Source organism: Flavivirga algicola (assembly GCF_012910715.1).
In the GTDB taxonomy this organism is placed as follows: Bacteria; Bacteroidota; Bacteroidia; order Flavobacteriales; family Flavobacteriaceae; genus Flavivirga; species Flavivirga algicola.
Genome location: NZ_JABBHF010000004.1, coordinates 123717 through 143526 on the forward strand (window position 1 = coordinate 123717; position 19810 = coordinate 143526).

The window sequence follows — 19810 nt, forward strand, 5'->3', positions numbered from 1 at the left end:
CCCATTTTATCAAAATTCAATTTCAAACAATAAGATTCCCGCGAAAGCGGGAATGATAAAAATATACATCATGAGTAAAGAAATAAAATCAGTAGACTATGGTCTAGAAAAAATATTTGAAGGCGCGCAAGATTTTTTGCCGCTTTTAGGAACAGATTATATCGAGTTTTATGTAGGTAATGCCAAGCAATCAGCCCATTTTTATAAAACAGCATTTGGATTTCAGTCCTATGCCTATAAAGGTTTAGAAACGGGATCTAAAGATGCTGTAAGTTATGTGCTTAAGCAGGATAAAATACGTCTTGTGCTAACCACGCCGCTAAATAGTAAATCACCTATAAACAATCACATTGTAAAGCATGGTGACGGTGTTAAAGTCATAGCACTATGGGTAGAAGATGCCAGAAAAGCGTATCAGGAAACCACCAGCCGTGGTGCAAAATCGTATATGGAACCAGTTGTAGAAAAAGATGAATACGGCGAAGTTGTTAGGGCTGGGATTTACACATATGGAGAAACGGTACATATGTTTGTTGAACGCAAAAATTATAATGGCTCATTTTTGCCAGGTTTTGATGAGTGGAAATCAGATTATAACCCAGAGCCAGTTGGGCTTAAGTATATTGATCATATGGTAGGAAATGTAGGTTGGGGTGAGATGAATACCTGGGTAAAATGGTATGAAGATGTTATGGGTTTTGAAAATTTCTTATCCTTTGACGATAAACAAATTCATACCGAATATTCAGCTTTAATGAGTAAGGTAATGAGTAATGGAAATGGACGTATAAAATTTCCGATAAATGAGCCAGCAGAAGGCAAGAAAAAATCGCAAATAGAAGAATATCTAGATTTTTACGAAGGTCCAGGAGTCCAGCATATAGCTGTTGCAACGGATGATATTATTACCACAGTTTCTAGTTTAAGAGCCAGAGGTATTGAGTTTTTATCAACACCGCCAGAGGCATATTATAAGGCAGTACCAGAACGGTTAGAAGCACATGACCATGAACTAAGAGAAGATATTGAGACATTAAAAAGCTTAGGCATCATGATTGACGCTGATGAAGAAGGGTATTTACTGCAAATTTTCACTAAACCAGTTGAAGATAGGCCAACATTATTTTTCGAAATTATTCAGCGTATGGGAGCTCGTGGTTTTGGGGCAGGAAACTTTAAAGCACTTTTCGAGTCTATTGAAAGAGAGCAAGCCAATAGAGGTACGTTATAGCTAGGCTAAAAAGTGGGTTTGTTGTAACAAATTAGTGTTAAGCTCTTCTAATAACAAGAGGCGGTTTAAAGAATTTTTATATTTTTGGAACAGTAATTGTAATTTCAAAGATATAGCAATAAAATGTGCATTAAGAAGTTACATTATCAAGACCCATAACAAATGAAGAATACACTACTTATATTAACTGCAATATTAGCCGTACAAATGTCTTTTGCTCAGCAAGAACCTGCATTTGGAAATGGCGAATGGTTTAAATTTAAAATGAGCTATAGTGGCTTTTTAAAAGCTGGGAATGCCACGCTTACCGTTAAAGATACCAAATTAAATAATAAAGATGTTTATCATGTTGTAGGTAAAGGCTGGACTACAGGCATGATAAAATGGTTTTTTAAAGTAAAAGACAGGTATGAAAGTTACTTTGATAAATACACCATTATGCCTTATAAATTTGTTAGAAATATAGATGAAGGCGGTCATACAAAAGATATTGAAATAGATTTTGATCAAACAAACCATAAGGCTTACGTAAACAATAAAAAGCACAATAAGAAAACAGTTATTGATACGAAGCCTAATATTCAGGATATGGTATCAACGTTTTACTATTTGCGTAATAATTTGGATACTAGAAAGTTAAAACCAGGTGATGAGGTGAGAGTCGATATGTTTTTTGATGAAGAAAACTACGGATTCAAACTGCAATTTCTTGGAGAAGAAATTCTAGATACCGATTTTGGCGAAGTAGAATCTTTAAAATTTAGGCCGTATGTTATGGCTGGGCGTGTTTTTAAAGAAGAAGAAAGTTTAACGCTATGGGTGTCAAAAGACAAAAATAAAGTACCTTTGCGAATTAAAGCTGATTTGGCAGTAGGATCTCTTAGAGCTGACCTTGAAGCTTTTAAAGGGCTGAAACATCCTTTTAAAATAGTTGTTAGATAATTAATAGATTTTGAATTCAAAAATAACCGACCAACTAAAAGAGAAATACGAGGCAATAGATCAGGATTATGAGACTTATTTAGAAGGGTTGCTACATAGTAAACCTATTAATTATTGGGATTATATTCAGACAGATGCTTTATTGAATCTTCAAACGCAACGTACTGTTTTTCCAGATGAGATGGTATTCATCATGTACCATCAAATAAACGAGCTTTTATTTAAAATGATACTTGGTGAGATAGACCAAGTAGCGAAAAGTAACGAAGTAGATACGATTATGTTTACTTCAAAACTAATGCGCATTAGTCGTTATTTTGATATGCTTACTTCATCTTTTAGCATTATGAAAGATGGTATGGATGTCGATCAATATAATAAATTCAGAACGACTTTAACACCAGCTAGCGGTTTTCAAAGTGCGCAGTATAGAAAAATTGAATTTGCTTCCACAGAACTTATAAACCTTATAGATAAAAGATTTAGAGATACCATAGATAGAAACTCGTCTTACGAGAATGCTTTCGAGCATTTGTATTGGCAAGCAGCAGGGAAAGATTATAAAACAGGCGAAAAAAGTTATCTTTTAAAAGTATTCGAAGAGAAATACAAAGACGAATTTATTAGGTTTACCAAGTTTTATTATGGTAATAATTTATGGTCGAAGTTTAAGGCATTGCCTAAAGAAGCCAGAGAAGATAAAGCATTAATAAAAGCTATGCGCCATTATGATTATACAGTAAATATAAAATGGGTAATGGCACATTATAATACAGCAAATCATTATTTAAACATAGGAGGTAAAACCGCAGAAGCCACAGGAGGAAGTGAGTGGGTAAAGTATATGCATCCGAAATATCAAAAAAGAATATTTTTTCCAGAGTTATGGTCAGAAAAAGAAATACAAGATTGGGGAACAAGTATTTAGTACTATTAATATTAGCAGTCTTTTTTATTGCCTGTAAAGATGATCCTAAGACGGAGTTTTTAGAAGAAGAATTAGCAATAATAGAAGAAGTTCCTGAAGAAACTTATGAATTTGGTTTTAATTTAGACAATTATGTTGTTAAGAGAGATACTATTAAAAAAGGAGATACCTTTGGTGTCATTTTAGAACGTAATCAAATAGGATATCCTAAAATATTCCATATTGCAGAAAAAGCAAAGGATTCATTCGATATAAGACGCCTTCAGGTAGGAAAACCATATACGTTATTATGCTCTAAAGATTCATTGGAGTTGCCAAAATGTTTTATTTATCAACCAAATCAGGAAGAGTATGTTGTCATAAATTTTCATGATTCCATCTATGCATATAATAGTAGAAAGCCTATTAAATATGTTGAGAAAGTAGCTACCGGGGTTATTACCAATAATATCTCTGAGACTTTAGAAGAACAAGGTTTAAGCCCTAGGTTAGCATATAAAATGGCAGATGAGATTTATGCCTGGACTATAGATTTTAGACGCCTTCAAAAAGGGGACCGGTTTAAAGTAATTTATACAGATAAATATATAGATGATACTATTTACACAGGAGTTCACAATATAAAAGCGGCACTTTTTGAACATAATAAAGAGCCTTTCTACGCTTTTGAGTTTGAAACAGATTCTGTAAAAGGGATCATCGATTACTTTAGCGAAGAAGCTAAAAATTTAAGACGTGCTTTTTTAAAAGCACCAGTTAAGTTTAGCAGAGTGTCTTCGCGCTATAACTTAAAACGACGCATTGCAGTATATGGTTATAGAATACGACCACACAAAGGAACTGATTTTGCAGCGCCAATAGGAACGCCCATCATGGCAACAGCAAACGGAACGGTTACTGAATCTAAGCGTCGGGGAGGCAATGGGAATTATGTTAAAATTCGACATAATGCCACTTACGAAACACAATACCTCCATATGAGTAGGCGAAATGCAAAAGTTGGGCAATTTGTTAAGCAGGGTGATGTAATAGGTTGGGTTGGTATGACAGGAAATACTGGAGGCCCTCATGTGTGTTACCGTTTTTGGAAAAATGGTAGACAGGTAGATCCATTTAAGCAAAAATTACCAGAAGCAAAACCAATCTCGGACTCGTTAAAAGTTAAATATTTAGACTTTATAGCTCCAATAAAAGCACAATTGGATAGTATCTCTTTTAGAGAAGAGATTTTAGAAGAAACATTAGAAAATAAAAATAATCTCATTTCATTTAAAAATTAATGGCCTTACCAAATATAAACCCTACAGCTACAGACTCGTGGAAACGATTAGGAGAACATTTTAAAACCGTAAAAAATGTCCATATGAAAGATCTATTTGCTCAAGACAAAGAGCGAGCAGATAAGTTCACTATTAAATGGGACGATTTTTACGTAGATTTTTCAAAGAATAGAATAACAGAAGAAACTTTTAACTATTTGTTAGAATTAGCTAACGAGCTTAAATTAAAAGATGCTATTAAAAGCCAGTTTTCTGGAGAAACGATTAATCAAACAGAAGGAAGGGCTGTTTTGCATACGGCATTGCGTGCCCCAAAAACTTCAGAATGCTATGTTGATGGCACTAATGTCATACCTGAAGTCTCTCAGGTAAAACAAAAAATAGAACAATTTACAAATGAAGTCGTAAATGGTGAGAGAAAAGGTTTTACAGAAAAAGTATTTACAGATATCGTAAACATAGGTATTGGAGGATCCGATTTAGGGCCAGCTATGGTTGTAGATGCTTTACAATACTATAAAAACCATTTAACCACACATTTTGTAAGCAATGTAGATGGAGATCATGTTAATGAAGTTATTAAAAAACTAAATCCAGAAACAACACTCTTTGTTGTCGTTTCAAAAACATTTACCACCCAAGAAACTCTATCTAATGCCAATACCATTAAAGAGTGGTTTTTAAAATCAGCTAGCGAAGAAGCTATCGCCAAACATTTTGTGGCAGTATCAACAAATATTCAAAGTGTTAAGTCATTTGGGATAGATGAAAATAATATTTTCCCTATGTGGGATTGGGTTGGTGGCCGTTTCTCATTATGGAGTGCTGTTGGCTTGACCATAAGTTTAGCTATTGGGTTTAACAATTTTGAAAGTTTGCTTAATGGTGCTAACAAAATGGATGAGCATTTTAAAAGCGAAGATTTTAAAACAAATATTCCCGTTGTATTAGCTCTAATAAGCATTTGGTATAACAACTTTTTTAAAGCAGAAAGTGAAGCAGTGATAGCTTATTCACAGTATTTAAATCAATTTGCCACGTATTTACAGCAAGGCATTATGGAAAGTAATGGAAAAAGCGTAGATAGAAATGGAAATCCTATTGATTATGAAACAGGTACTTTAATATGGGGGGAGCCAGGAACGAATTCACAGCATGCCTTTTTTCAGTTAATACACCAAGGGACTAAATTAATCCCAGCAGATTTTATTGGTTTTACCAAGTCCTTACATAGTAATCAAGACCATCAAGATAAACTTATTTCTAATTTCTTAGCACAAACGGAGGCGCTTTTAAATGGAAAAACAGAGCAAGAGGTTATAGATGAAGGTACACGTTCTGATATTATTCCTTTTAAAGTTTTTAAAGGGAATAAGCCAACCAATACTATTTTTATAAACAAATTGACACCAGAGAGTTTAGGAAAACTTATTGCCATGTACGAGCATAAAATATTTGTCCAAGGCATTATTTGGAATATTTTTAGTTACGACCAATTTGGAGTCGAATTGGGGAAACAATTAGCAACAAAAATTTTGAAAGAGTTTAATGATAGTGCTGCTAGTGACCATGATTCCTCTACTAATAATTTGCTGAATTATTATAAAAATTTAAAATAAAGAAAACAAAGATTCTCTACGTAGTAAATAAAAGGCGTTGATATTCAAAATATCAACGCCTTTTATGTATTATAAATGTTAATAAAATTCATACAGATATATTAATAGGCTCTTAATAATGAGTATTTTTGCAGTGACTAATTTTCAAATAATTAATTCTTTTTTAAATCATGAAAAAAACTATTCATTTTTTATTGATGGCTGTGGCGTTTCTATTTACTACGGTTATTATGGCACAAAGTACTATTAAGGGTACTGTAATCGATGCTGAACTTAATTCCCCACTTCCTGGTGCGAATATTGTTGAAAAAGGAACAACAAATGGTGTTTCTTCAGATTTTAACGGTGACTTTACCTTAACTACAGAAGCTTCTTCGGGTGAGATCGTAATTTCTTATGTAGGCTACAATTCTATTACAGTAGCATTTAATGGAAGTGCTAATTTAGGAGAGCTTAAGTTAACACCAGATAATTCGCTTGAGGAAATTGTTATTACGGGTTCTGGGGTTATCGATTTGGCAGAGAATAGAAAAACACCAATTGCAGTATCTACCATTAAAGCTAATGAGATTAGAGAAAGAGCAGGAAACTGGGATTTACCAGAAGTATTAAAATCAACGCCTTCGGTTCAAAATATTAAAGGCGGTGGATTTGGTGATGGCCAAATGTTTTTACGTGGTTTTGATCAAACGAATACAGCGTTTATGTTAAACGGACAACCGATTAATAGTCCTGAAGACGGAAGAATGTTCTGGTCTAACTGGTCGGGAGTATTAGATGTTGCTAATGCGGTTCAGGTTCAGCGAGGTTTAGGGTCGTCAAAATTAGCGATTTCATCAGTTGGGGGTACGGTAAATATTGTAACAAAAACAGTCGATAGACGTGAGGGCGGTTTTTTCCAACAAATGGTTGCCAACGATAATTATACAAAAACGACTGCCTATTATTCTACAGGTTTGATGGAAAATGGCTGGGCTTTTTCGGGTATGTTAGGCCACTGGCAAGGTGAAGGCTATGTTGATGATACTGATGGCCAGGGGCAAACCTATTTCCTGTCGTTCGGTTACAAACCCAATGACAATAATTTGTTTAACTTTTTAATTACAGGAGCACCTCAATGGCATGCCGCTGCTGGTAGTGGGAGAATAAGTGAGTTTTTAGAAAACGGTAGAAAATTTAATTCTTGGAACTTTTCAGGTGTAAGCAGTCCTAATCTATTACAAAGTGGAAAATATCCTGGAGGTAGAAATGTTTACCATAAACCAGTTGCTAACCTGAGTTGGGATTTAACGATTAATGAAAATTCATCATTGTCAACTATTTTATATGGTTCTTTAGGTCGAGGGACGTTCGCAGCTACAAGAACGTCGGGAGACGGTACTCCAACTTATGCAAGAGGATCTAATAATAACCACAATTGGTACGGGTTGGTTACTAACTACAACAACCAACTAAATGAGAATTTAAACTTAAATTTTGGTGCCGACGTACGTTTGTATAACGGAATACACTTTAGAAGTGTTAACGAGTTTTTAACTGTAAGTAGGGTAAGCGCATTTAGCGATTTCAATGGTGGGAGCTATAATTTAACTAAAACCTTTGGAGGGATTAACCCGTGGAATGTAACTTTTAACACAAATGATGAACACGATCAGCGTTTTGGTTACGATTACGAAGAGCAAATCAACTATGTAGGTGTTTTTGGTCAGTTAGAATACGCAAAAGATAATTTTACAGCATTTTTCCAAGGTTCTGCATCAACACAATCTCATGTTAGAACCGAGTATTTAAATGCAGCAAATGAAGGTCAGCCAGAAGAATCGGAAAAAGTAAATAATCCCGGCTTTAATGTTAAAGCAGGTGGGGCTTACACTATAAATAATAACAATAAAGTGTTTTTAAATGTAGGCTATTATTCGCGTCAACCATTTCATAGTGACTTATTTATAAGTGATAGAAATGGAAACGAATTGATTATGCCAGAGGTAGAGAACCAAAATATAACAGGCTTAGAAGCTGGTTATCAATTTGGTGGCGAAAAAATTTCTGCAAACTTGAATTTATATTACACCATTTGGGATAACAGAACATTGTTAGGTGACAATGGCGAAGATCAAGGAGATCCGGCTTTTAGGTTATTTCAAACACAAGGAGTAAAACAAGTCCATACAGGTGTCGAGTTAGAAGTGTTTACACGCCCAGCAGATAACCTTAGAGTCAATGGGTTTCTTGCTATAGGTGATTGGAAATTTGATGGAAATGGTATGCAAAGAACATTCGATGAAACGGGTACAGTTACCGATCCAGACACTGTTGTTGATCTTGATGGTGTTAAAGTAGGTGGAGCAGCACAGTTTACTGCGGGTGTTTTTGCTTCTTATGAGATTTTACCAAGATTAAATGTTGATGGTACCTGGAATCTCTATAACGATTTATATTCTCAAGGACAAACAACAGCTAGTAGTCCTCCAATTGAACTACCGAGTTATGATACCGTAGATGCTGGGTTATCGTATAAATGGTATGTAGGAAAAAGAGATGAGAAATCCTTACAATTTAGAGTAAATATCAATAATGTTTTTGATGAGGTTTATTTAGAATCTGTAAGTGGTAATACAGTCGCTTCAAATGACCCTTCCGAAAATTATAAGGGTGTTAATACGTCTAATAGAGGTCGATTTGGTTATGGTAGAACATGGAATTTTAGTGTGCGCTACAATTTCTAAGGTCGTTAAAAATATAGTTAAAAAGCCGCTTCTTTTAGAGCGGCTTTTTTATTTTCTATACTCAAGCTTTTGAATGTACACAAGATAAATAGAACGTGATATTAATTTCATTATAGTTTAACAATGGCGTAATAAAATAAATATGATCTGTCTGTTTTTACTTCTTGTAATTTGCTGTAATATAAAGTGTTTAGGGAGTTCTTGTTTGTGTTTCAAGAATTTTAGGAACTACTAATTTCATAAATATTTGTTAAAGGTTAATTAATAAAAAGCATGAATATCTTCAATTAATTTGTATGACTAATTCAATTAATCTATCGTATAAAATTATGAAGAAAATTACTAAACTTTTATTAATAACCGTGGTCTTTTTATTTGCCACAAAAGCAATAGCTCAAAGTACCATAACAGGTACAATATTAGATGCCGAACTTAAAACACCTTTGCCAGGCGCAAACGTGGTTGAAAAAGGAACGACCCATGGAGTTTCTTCAAATTTCAATGGTGAATTTTCATTAGAAACCCAAGTTTCATCGGGAGAAGTTGTTATCTCATTTGTGGGATATAGTTCCATAACCTTATCGTTTAATGGTACTACTAACTTAGGTGTTATCCAATTATTTCCAGATAATTCACTTGAGGAAATCGTGATCGTAGGAACTGGAGTCATCGATTTAGCAGAAGATAGAAAAACACCAGTAGCAGTATCAACTATTAAAGCGTCTCAGATTCAAAACAAAATAGGGACACAGGATATTACCATGACACTTGTTAACACGCCTTCAATATATGTAGCAGGACAATCTGGAGGTTTTGGGGATTCAAGAATAAATGTTCGTGGGTTTGATCAAACTAACGTTGGATATTTATTAAATGGACAACCAATTAATGGTATGGAAGATGGTAAGATGTATTGGTCTAACTGGTCTGGAGTTAATGATATAGCAAGTGTCGTTCAGATACAAAGAGGTTTAGGAGCTTCGAAATTGGCTATTTCATCTGTAGGTGGTACGGTAAACTTTGTGACTAAAACGACCGACAAAAGAGAAGGAGGGTATTTGTATACTGGGATTGCAAATAACAATTATATTAAAAATACGCTTCAATATAGCACTGGTAGGTCTGAAAAAGGATGGGGTGCTAGTTTTATGCTGTCTCACTGGCAAGGTGATGGCTATAACGAAGGAAACTTTGGCGCTGGCGAAACCTACTTTTTATCTGTAGGATATACGCCAAATGATAGACATAATTTTAACTTCTTAATAACTGGTGCTCCACAGTACCATGACCAAAACTTTACTAAAAGTATTTCAGATTATTTAGAATATGGAAGAAAGTATAATAATAACTGGGGTACACTAGGAGGGCAATATTTAACAGAAAGAAGAAATTTCTATCATAAACCAGTAGCTAATTTAAACTGGGATTTCAATATTAGTGATCGTACCAATTTATCTACAGTATTATATGCTTCATGGGGACGTGGCGGTGGAACTGGAAACAGAGGAAATCGTATAAGAACAGCTGAAGGACGGATAGATTATGATGCTATTTATGCATTTAACAGGAGTGTGTTAAATGGAGCTGGAGGCTATTTTACAGCTGGCGGGGGTTATGTAACAAGGTCTTCAATGAATTTACATAGTTGGTATGGTATGGTTTCTAATTTAGAAATGCAATTAGGAGATAACATATCATTAAATCTTGGAGTCGACTTAAGAACTTATTATGGTGAACATTTTAGAATTGTAGAAAATTTTCATGATCTAACCTCATGGCAAGAAAATATACGTTTAAGAGATCAGAATAATAGTCATCAAACTTATGGGTCTTTTGGAACTTATAAAAATGTTATTACTTCTGAAGATTTATCTGCTAACCCATGGGCAGTATTATTCCATGATTTTAAAGAAGAAGACAAAATCGCATATAGTAACGATGAACGTATCACTTATGGCGGTGTTTTTGGACAAATTGAGTATGCAGGAGATAAATTTTCTGCGTTTTTTCAAGGGGCTGCATCAAACCAATACCATCAGAGATTTGATCATTACCAATATGCAGACCAATCTCTTATAAACGGAACATCTCCTCAATGGACGGGGACAGCCTTGCCAGCAGGAATAACAGATGGTGTAGACTCTGAAAAAATAGATAATTTTGGATTTAATGTAAAAGCTGGAGTAAACTATATTATTAACGATCAACACAATGTGTTTTTCAATACAGGTTATTATTCTCGTCAGCCATTTCACGATACTATTTACCTAAACTTTACAAACCAAGTAAACCCGTTAACGCAAAATGAAACTATTTTTGGCTTAGAAGCTGGATATAGTTTCAAGAGCTCAAATTTTTCAGCCAATGTTAATGCCTATAGAACAACATGGACAGATAGGGTAGGAACATCATCTGATATCGTTAATGATGTTGTGCAATATGAGCAACAGGAAGGATTAGACCAAATTCATACTGGTGTGGAAGTAGATTTTATTGCTAAGTTAATGCCACAGTTAAAACTGAACGGATTTGTATCATTTGGTGATTGGGTTTACGATGGCGAAGTGTTAACTAGAGTAACAGATGAAGATCAAAATATACTTAGTACAGAAACAGAAGATATAGATGGAGGTAAAGTAGGTGATGCGGCACAGTTTACAGTTGGTTTTGGTATCGACTATCAAATTTTTGAAAGATTTTCTGTTGATGCAGATTGGAGAATGTATGATAATTTATATGCTAATGTTGGAGGTACAAAAGATAATTTAAAACTACCTTCGTACGATATTGTAGATATGGGGTTCTCTTATAAAATGTTATTAGGGAAAAATAAAGATAAATCTTTGAGTTTTAGGGCCAATGTTAACAATCTTTTCTACGAAGTTTATCTTTCAGAATTATCAACCAATATTGAAGCGGCTCCAGGTGACGAAACATTTAAAGGGATTAACGTGGATAATAGAGGTTACTTTGGTTTAGGAAGAACATGGAACTTTAGTATGCGTTATAAGTTTTAATATGTATTCTAATTATACAATTTCAAGGGGCTAAAAAGTAATAGTACTGTCATATTGAGCTTGTCGAAATATTTTTAAATTACAGAAAATCAATATTAGTTTCGACAGGCTCAACCTGACAAATCAAATTATTAAGACTTTTTAGATAACCTCTTTTTTATACTTTTAATTAGTACATTTGTTATAATAAATTTAAATATTTAATACATGTACGATATTGTAAAGATGCTGCATTCATATTGGGCATATTTAGTGCTTTTGGTATTGATTATAGCAACGGTAAACGCATTAATAAAAACATTTGGAGAGAAAGAATACGAAGCTAAAGATTTTAGAAAATCACTATTTACTTTGATCGTTTCACATATTCAATTGCTAATAGGGTTCATATTATATTTTGTATCACCCAGGTTTGAGTTATGGAGCGAATTAGGTGGCGGTGTAATGAGTAATGCTTTAGCAAGATTGTATCTTGTTGAGCACCCCTTTGTAAATATACTGGCAGTTGCCTTAATAACAGTAGGTTATTCTAAGCATAAAAAGAAGCTGACGTCTAAATCTAAATTAAAAACAATAGCTATTTTTTATACCATAGCTTTGGTTCTATTTTTATTGCGAATTCCTTGGAGTTCTTGGATAGGTTAAAGGTAAGGTATATATAAGTTATTTGTTAAAGTTTCGGTTAATAGTTATCCTAATCATATTTTGATTATTCATAATTTAGTTAATTAAATTGATGATTTTTAATGTTTTTTGAGCTTCTTCATTGCCCTGTTCCGCAGCTTTTCGGAACCATTTCAATGCAATATCAAAATCTTGGTCAACACCTTCTCCGTTATAGTAAATCAGCCCTAAATTATACTCTGCGAATGGATTACCCTGTTCTGCTGCTTTTTGAAACCATTTGATAGCAAGGTCAAGATTCTCTTCAATAACTTCTCCCTTATAGTAAATCAAACCTAAATTAGATTGTGAATCATGATGTCCTTGTTCTGCAGCTTTTCTGTACCACTTTAAGGCGAGGTTTAAGTTGCGTGCTACTCCCAATCCTTCATCGTACATCAGTCCTAAGTTATATTGCGCATCTGCATATCCTTGTTCAGAGGCCTTTTCTAATAATTTTACAGCATAATCAAAATTCTGATTCACCCCTTTTCCTTCGTAATACATCATCCCTAAATTAAATTGTGCGATTGCATACTTTTGTTCCGCTGCCTTTTTATACCATTTGAAAGCAAGATCAAAATTTTGTTTTACACCTTTTCCTTCATAATATAAAACACCTAAATTGCACTGAGCGGCTGCATACCCTTGTTCAGCTGCCCTTTTATACCATAAGGAAGCGAGGTTGAAATTTTGTTTAACTCTTTCTCCATCATTATACATTACACCAAGGTTATATTGAGCGGGAGCATACCCTTGTTCCGCAGATTTTTGAAACCATTTGAAAGCAAGATCTAAATTCTGTTTGATTCCTATATCGCTGATGTACATCACGCCTAAATTATATTGTGCAGCTTTATTACCTTGTTCTGCTGCTTTTTTGTAGTTTTCTTTAGCCTTGTAATAATCCCCTAAGATATAATGAGCATTTCCTTTATCAAAAAAGTCATCTGAATTCTCCATTACTACTATTATAGCTTCTTTGACATTGTCATCAATAGAGTTCTCGTGTCTTTCTAAACCTTCTTTTAATTTTGCGTTTTGCATTTTTAAACTAGATACAGAATCTAATAATTGCTCATATCTGTTTAGTAATACGTCTTCAACTTTTGAACTTCTGGCTGGGAAAAAGTTATATATAACGCTAAAAACCGTTAACCAAAAACCTATATATGACAATTTACTCAGTATTGACCAATTATTAAATTGTTTTCGTTTGGGAATGAGGGTAATTCGCTTTTTTGATTCACTCATTTTATGAAAATAAATTTAGCAGCAAAATAAGATACTTTTGAAGATAAACAATTCAAAATATTACTATTTTTTATACTTAAGCTGATTTGTATCATTACATTAGATAAAGTTGTTCTTTTGATTTTTACATATTTTTCATATGAAAAAATTAGTAGAAATCAAATAATAATAGTTACTTCACTTCTTTTATAACATACACATAAACAGGTAGGTGGTCGCTAAAACCATTCATAAAACGTCCATTAGAAAAACTTCTAAAAGGATAGCTTTTATAGCGACCATTTTTATGAAATAAGTAACGTTTATTAAAGATTCCTGGTTTATAAAATCTAAAGGAAGTATACGCTTTTTCAAGTAAGGGTTTTGTTATTATAATTTGATCAAACAAACTCCAGTTATCGCGATAAGCTGTAGTACCCAATCCGTTTTTGAAATAACTTTCATAAGGATTATAAAGCCCCTTCAAGCCTACATTTTCTTTATCTTTTTTAGCCTTTAAAATAGCTTTGATGCTTTTATTTATAGGATTGTCGTTCAAGTCTCCCATAATAAAAATTTTTGCATATGGGTTTATTACTTGAAGTGAATCGATTAAGTGTTTATTTAATTTAGCGGCAGCAATACGTTTTGGTCTGCTCCTTGCTTCACCCCCACGACGCGATGGCCAGTGATTGATAATGATATGAATCATTTCTTCTTCTAAATAACCACTTACTAATAACTGATCTCTGGTGTAAATGCGTTTTCTGTTAGCATCATCATAAATTTTAAGCTCATGTTTGCTAGTATATATTGGAGTGAATAATTTTTTCTGATATAACATACCCACATCAATACCTCGAGCATCTGGAGAATCAAAATGTACGATGTCATAATCCTTATCCCTTAGTACAGAATCGTTAACAAGGTCTTCCAGTACGTTTCTGTTTTCAATTTCACACACTCCAATAATAGCAGGTGCGTTATGTGTAACATCAGATCCAATATCTGCGATTACTTGGGCCATATTTTTTAACTTCTTTTTGTATACCTTGCTTCTATTGGTTTTTAAGTCCATTATAGGACTAAATTCATCTAATTTATAGGGGTCATTAATAGTATCGAATAAGTTTTCCAAATTATAAAAAGCTATGGTGTGGATTTTATAAAGTTTTTTTTCCTGTGTGTGAATGGTTTTAGCCCACAAAGTGCATAATACTATTAAATATATGTTTAAATACTTCATTTATCTAGTTGTGATTTTGAAATAAAAGTAAATAAATACATCAAATAAAAAGAGTTTATTCCTACAAATATTTTATATTCGCAAACTAATTACATCAAACTAACAACATTAGAGTGAAAATATTTTTAGAAGGAAAACACGTCGCTGTACTAAAAGGAGTTGGTATTATGTTAATTATATTTTTTTCAACGGGATCTATATTTTCTCAACAAACTCTAATAAAAGGTAGTGTAAAAGACGCGATGTCATATCAACCTTTAGAAGGCGTCGTTATTACCATAGAAGAGACTAAACAACAAACCCAAACAGATGCTCATGGCGAATTTGTATTCTCTATAAATGTACCTTTAGGTGAACAGGTTTTAAACATTTCAAAAGTAGGATATGTAAGCAAAAGATATCCTGTAATTGTTTATGAACACCAAATAGTAGACATTACCGATATGACTTTAGAGTTAGAGAGTTCGTCATCTCAAGACTTATTTACAATCACCCTTTCTGATGATGAGCTTGATGACGATACTCAAGGTCTTGGGAATATTTCAGGATTGTTACAATCGTCTCCAGATATTTTTCAACGTACAGTAGCCTTTGAATTTAGTGCCTCGTTTTTTAAACTAAGAGGTTTAGATTCAGATCAGGGATCAGTTATGATTAACGGCATTGAGATGAATAAAATTTACAATGGGAGACCACAATGGAGTAATTGGGGTGGTTTAAACGACGTTATGCGTAATCAGGAGTTTAGTATTGGTCTAGCACCCTCGAATTACAATTTTGGTGGGCTTTTAGGAACTATTAATATGAATACCAGAGCATCTCAAATGCGGTCTGGGAAGCGAGTAACCTATTCATCCTCTAATAGAAGTTATACCAATAGATTAATGGCTACCTATACTTCAGGATTATTAAAGGATGGTTGGGGCTATACATTGTCTTTGGGCAGGCGTTGGGGCAACGAAGGGTACCAAGATGCGACTTTATATAGTTCTAATTCAATCTTCATATCTGTAGAAAAAATAATTAATGATAAGCATAGCTTTAATTTTACAGGAATTTACTCGCCGAACAAAAGAGGTAAGGTGGCTCCAAATACCCAGGAAATTTATGATTTAAAAGGAATAAAATATAACGAATATTGGGGCTGGCAAGCAGGTAAAAAACGTAATTCACGTATTAAAGAAGTAAATGAACCAATTATTATATTAAGCCATTATTGGGATATAAATAACAAAACAAAATTAAATACTAATATAGGGTATCAGTTTGGCAAACTAGGAAATAGTCGTCTGGCATATGGGGGAGCTAATAGTAATGTAAGTTCAGACGGAACTATCATTTTTGAGAACGGTGGGCGAAACCCAAGTCCAACATATTATCAAAAACTTCCAAGCTATTTTGAAAGAAACTTTCCAAATGATTTAGAGTTTGCTTATGGTGCTCAACAGGCATTTTTAAATTATGGACAAATTAATTGGGAACAGCTATATGACACCAACTTAATTAGTGCTACTCAAGGGCGGAATGCAGCATACATGCTATATGAAGACAGGGTAGATGATACCCAATTAACTGTAAATACTATTTTAAACAGTGAGTTAAACGAGCATCTTTTGGTTCAAGCATCCATTAACTATAAAAGTCTGAAATCTAAAAATTATGCTGAGGTTTTAGATCTTCTAGGCGGTTCTGGCTTTTTAAATGTAGATAGTTTTGATGGTGTACAGTTCGATTTAAAAAATCCGAATACAATTGTTGGTGTTGGAGATACTTATGGCTACAACTATAATATGTTTGCCAATGTGATATCTGGGTACGCCCAAGCCCAATTTAAATATGATAAATGGGATTTTTTTATATCTGGAGGTATAACGAGTACGAAGTACCAAAGGGAAGGTTTATTTCAACATGAGGCCTTTGAAGGTAATTCCTTTGGTAAAGGAGAGATTTTGTCTTTTATGGGATTGGGTGTTAAAGCAGGCAGTACATATAAAATAATGGGTAAGCATATTGTAGGTATAAATGCAGGATATATTGCAAAGGCGCCTTCTATTCGCAATAGTTATTCTAATTCTAGAGTAAATCACAATATCGTTCCGAATATTTCTGAAGAGAAAATCATGTCTTTAGATGCTAGTTATATTTTCAGATCGCCAATAGTTAAAGCGAAACTTACAGGGTTTTATACCAAACTTGAAAATGCTAATGAGATATCATTCTTTTTTGCGGATGGTATAGGAAATGTGATCGCCGATTCTGGAACACAACAATCTGGAAGCGATGACAACGAGTTTGTTCAAGAGATTTTACAAGGCATAAATAAAAACTATTTAGGTGTAGAACTAGGCTTTGAAGCCCAAGTGACCCCGACCATTAAATTAAAAGGAGCAACTGCTTTAGGGCAATATAGCTATACCAATAATCCAGATTTGTATCTGTCTTCAGATAGGTTCGAAAATATTTATTTAGGCACTTCAAAACTCAAAGGTTATAAATTAGCTGTTGGTCCACATCGTGCCTATTCTATAGGGTTTGAATATCGAGATCCTGATTATTGGTGGTTTGGTGCCACCGCCAATTTTTTCGATGAAACTTATGTGGATATTAATCCATTAACCAGAACCAATAATTTTTTTACTGATGTTGATGGCTTACCATTTATTGATTATGATGAAGACCTTGCTAAAAAAATGTTGAAACAAGAAACCTTTAATGATTATATGCTTGTAAATCTTGTAGGAGGGAAATCATGGCGCGTTAAAGGGTACTATATCGGTTTTTTTGCAAGTGTTAATAACGTTTTGGACGAAGTTTATAAAACTGGAGGTTTTGAACAAGGGCGACATGCTAATTATAGGCAGTTAAGAGATGATCAAGCATTAAACAAACCCGTTTTTGGATCTAAATATTGGTACGGTAGAGGTGCCACGTATTTTTTAAATCTATATGTAAATTTTTAAAGAGGTATAATGAATTACATGAACAGACTATTACTTTTTAGCATGACAATACTATTTTTTTCTTGTATAGATGAAGATTATGGGGTTCCAAACCCTAATGATGCAGAAAATATAGAGGTTCCAGCGAATCAATTAACAACGTTTAAAGCGCTTTATGAAAGATATAAACAAGCAGTAAATAATGGCAACCTTATAACAGTTATTGAAGAAGATTTATACATAGAAGGCTATGTTATTTCTAGCGATCAGGCTGGAAATTTCTTTGAAGAGCTCATTATTCAAAATAAGACAGATGCCAGTAATCCAGATAACGATCCGAGGCTTGGCATTAAATTGGAAATTAACGTCGGAAGCTTATCTGATACTTATGAGTTTGGAAGAAAAATATATGTAAAGCTTAAAGGATTGACTATTGGAGAATCTAACGGCGTATTAGCAATAGGCAAAGGGGAAGATTCTAAAATAGAGCAAATTCAAGAGTTTGAATATCGAAACATTGTTTTAAGAACTCCTGAAGTTGCTGAGGTCATCGCAAAAACCAGCTCATTAACCGATTTAACAGAAGCTGATGAAAACACTTTAATTCAATTAGATAATATGCAAGTTAATAGGTTTGATCTGGCCTTAACCTATGCTGGAGAGTCTATTGATCAATTTGATGGCTTAAGAGTTTTAGAAAATTGTGAGTCAGGAGCCTCTATTTTATTACAGACAAGCACATTTTCAGATTTTAAATCAATACCTGTACCTCAGTATAAAGGAAGTATTCAAGGAATACTTAGTAGAGATTTTAAAGACCATTTTAATGTGTTAATTGTCAATAATACATCCGATATTGTTTTTGACACTAATGAACGTTGTGACCCTATGGAATTAGATTGCGGATTAGCAGCCTCATTTGGTACAGCAAATTTGTTTTATGAAAATTTTGAATCGCAAAAGAATAATAAATTAATAGCAGGAAATGGTTGGACAAACTACATAGAGGCAGGCAATGAAGGTTGGGAAGCTTATTCCTCAACATCGACCAACGCTTCTTTAGGTAGGTCTGCAAGATTTAAATCTGCAAGTTCTGGCGATATTAGTAATATAGGATGGTTAATAACGCCAGCCATTAATTTGGATGCTCAAGAAGGGGAGACTTTACGTTTTAAAACCTCTAATAGTTTAGCAGATAGTAGTTATTTAGAAGTATTGTATTCCTTAGATTGGGATGGGTCCGAAGCCACTATAACTTCTACTACCTGGGGAGTATTATCTGTGGCATATGTGGTAAAAGATACCGATTCTTTTGTGCCCTGGTTTAATTCTGGAAATGTCGATTTATCCTGTGCATCTGGGATTATACATGTTGCTTTCAAGTATACAGGAAGTGGGCAAGATACTTTTGATGGTGTTTATGAGTTGGATGAAGTAAGTATTGATTGTTTGCCTTAGGAAATAATTAAATATTTTAAATAGGATAAATTTGTCCTATTTAAAAATATAACTTATTTTTGTATCAAATTGTAATCTATATGTTTTCCAAAGCTTGCGAATATGGTATCAAAGCGTCAATTTTTATCGCGCTTAGTTCGTATAAAGGTGTTCGCGTTAGCTTAAAAGCTATTGCCAAAGAGATCAATTCCCCCGAGGCATTCACTGCTAAAATCCTTCAGGATTTAGTAAGACATGACGTTATAAATTCGATGAAAGGAGCCTATGGCGGTTTCGAAATTGATAAAAGTTTAATTTCCTCTATAAAACTATCGGATATAGTCAATGCTATAGATGGAGATGCTATTTATAGTGGTTGTGGCTTAGGGTTGGATACCTGTGATGAAGATCATCCATGTCCTGTTCACCATAAATTTAAATCAGTTAGAGAAGAGTTGAGATTTATGTTAGAAAATACAAACCTTGAAGAATTAGCCCTTAATATTAAGTCTGGAGCCTCATTTTTAAAAGTGTAAAAAAATTTAAATT

Annotated in this window: 13 protein-coding genes; 11 read left to right on the forward strand and 2 right to left on the reverse strand. The window is 33.7% G+C overall.

The window, feature by feature from the left end; genetic code table 11:
* Positions 1 to 70: 70 nt before the first annotated feature.
* From hppD to HHX25_RS08100, 8 genes are all read left to right on the forward strand, one after another.
* Complete coding sequence (gene hppD / locus HHX25_RS08065; protein WP_169671989.1) at positions 71 to 1231, forward strand: 4-hydroxyphenylpyruvate dioxygenase; 1161 nt, start codon at positions 71 to 73, stop codon at positions 1229 to 1231.
* Positions 1232 to 1393: 162 nt separating this feature from the next.
* The gene (locus HHX25_RS08070) at positions 1394 to 2173 is read left to right on the forward strand and encodes a DUF3108 domain-containing protein (RefSeq protein ID WP_169671995.1); all 780 of its coding nucleotides are present in this window, start codon (positions 1394 to 1396) and stop codon (positions 2171 to 2173) included.
* Positions 2174 to 2183: 10 nt separating this feature from the next.
* The gene (locus HHX25_RS08075) at positions 2184 to 3101 is read left to right on the forward strand and encodes a tryptophan 2,3-dioxygenase family protein (RefSeq protein ID WP_169671997.1); all 918 of its coding nucleotides are present in this window, start codon (positions 2184 to 2186) and stop codon (positions 3099 to 3101) included.
* Complete coding sequence (locus HHX25_RS08080; RefSeq protein ID WP_169671998.1) at positions 3059 to 4381, forward strand: M23 family metallopeptidase; 1323 nt, start codon at positions 3059 to 3061, stop codon at positions 4379 to 4381. Before HHX25_RS08075 ends, HHX25_RS08080 begins: the two co-directional genes overlap by 43 nt.
* Positions 4381 to 6000, forward strand: a complete 1620-nt coding sequence (pgi, locus tag HHX25_RS08085; protein WP_169672000.1) for a glucose-6-phosphate isomerase — start codon at positions 4381 to 4383, stop codon at positions 5998 to 6000. Before HHX25_RS08080 ends, pgi begins: the two co-directional genes overlap by 1 nt.
* Before the next feature lie 170 nt (positions 6001 to 6170).
* Positions 6171 to 8726, forward strand: coding sequence for a TonB-dependent receptor (locus HHX25_RS08090; protein WP_169672002.1), 2556 nt, complete (start codon positions 6171 to 6173; stop codon positions 8724 to 8726).
* 329 nt (positions 8727 to 9055) lie between these two features.
* Positions 9056 to 11743 (forward strand): TonB-dependent receptor, encoded by a 2688-nt coding sequence (locus HHX25_RS08095; protein ID WP_169672004.1) that lies wholly within the window; start codon positions 9056 to 9058, stop codon positions 11741 to 11743.
* A 207-nt stretch (positions 11744 to 11950) separates the two neighbouring features.
* The gene (locus HHX25_RS08100; protein WP_169672006.1) at positions 11951 to 12388 is read left to right on the forward strand and encodes a hypothetical protein; all 438 of its coding nucleotides are present in this window, start codon (positions 11951 to 11953) and stop codon (positions 12386 to 12388) included.
* A 75-nt stretch (positions 12389 to 12463) separates the two neighbouring features.
* Here the strand turns inward: HHX25_RS08100 and HHX25_RS08105 are convergent, their stop codons facing one another.
* Together HHX25_RS08105 and HHX25_RS08110 are read right to left on the reverse strand one after the other, a co-directional pair.
* Positions 12464 to 13660, reverse strand: coding sequence for an SEL1-like repeat protein (locus tag HHX25_RS08105; RefSeq protein ID WP_169672008.1), 1197 nt, complete (start codon positions 13658 to 13660; stop codon positions 12464 to 12466).
* 172 nt (positions 13661 to 13832) lie between these two features.
* On the reverse strand, positions 13833 to 14885 hold the full coding sequence (locus HHX25_RS08110) for an endonuclease/exonuclease/phosphatase family protein (protein WP_169672010.1): 1053 nt from the start codon (positions 14883 to 14885) through the stop codon (positions 13833 to 13835).
* 113 nt (positions 14886 to 14998) lie between these two features.
* On the opposite strand from HHX25_RS08110, the gene HHX25_RS08115 reads away from it, so the two are divergent.
* The 3 genes from HHX25_RS08115 (at position 14999) to HHX25_RS08125 (ending at position 19797) form a co-directional block, all read left to right on the forward strand.
* On the forward strand, positions 14999 to 17845 hold the full coding sequence (locus HHX25_RS08115; RefSeq protein WP_317169078.1) for a carboxypeptidase-like regulatory domain-containing protein: 2847 nt from the start codon (positions 14999 to 15001) through the stop codon (positions 17843 to 17845).
* Positions 17846 to 17887: 42 nt separating this feature from the next.
* On the forward strand, positions 17888 to 19282 hold the full coding sequence (locus HHX25_RS08120) for a DUF5689 domain-containing protein (RefSeq protein WP_169672012.1): 1395 nt from the start codon (positions 17888 to 17890) through the stop codon (positions 19280 to 19282).
* Between the two features lie 80 nt (positions 19283 to 19362).
* Positions 19363 to 19797: an RrF2 family transcriptional regulator gene (locus tag HHX25_RS08125; RefSeq protein ID WP_169672014.1), complete on the forward strand. Its 435-nt coding sequence runs from the start codon at positions 19363 to 19365 to the stop codon at positions 19795 to 19797.
* Positions 19798 to 19810: the final 13 nt, after the last annotated feature.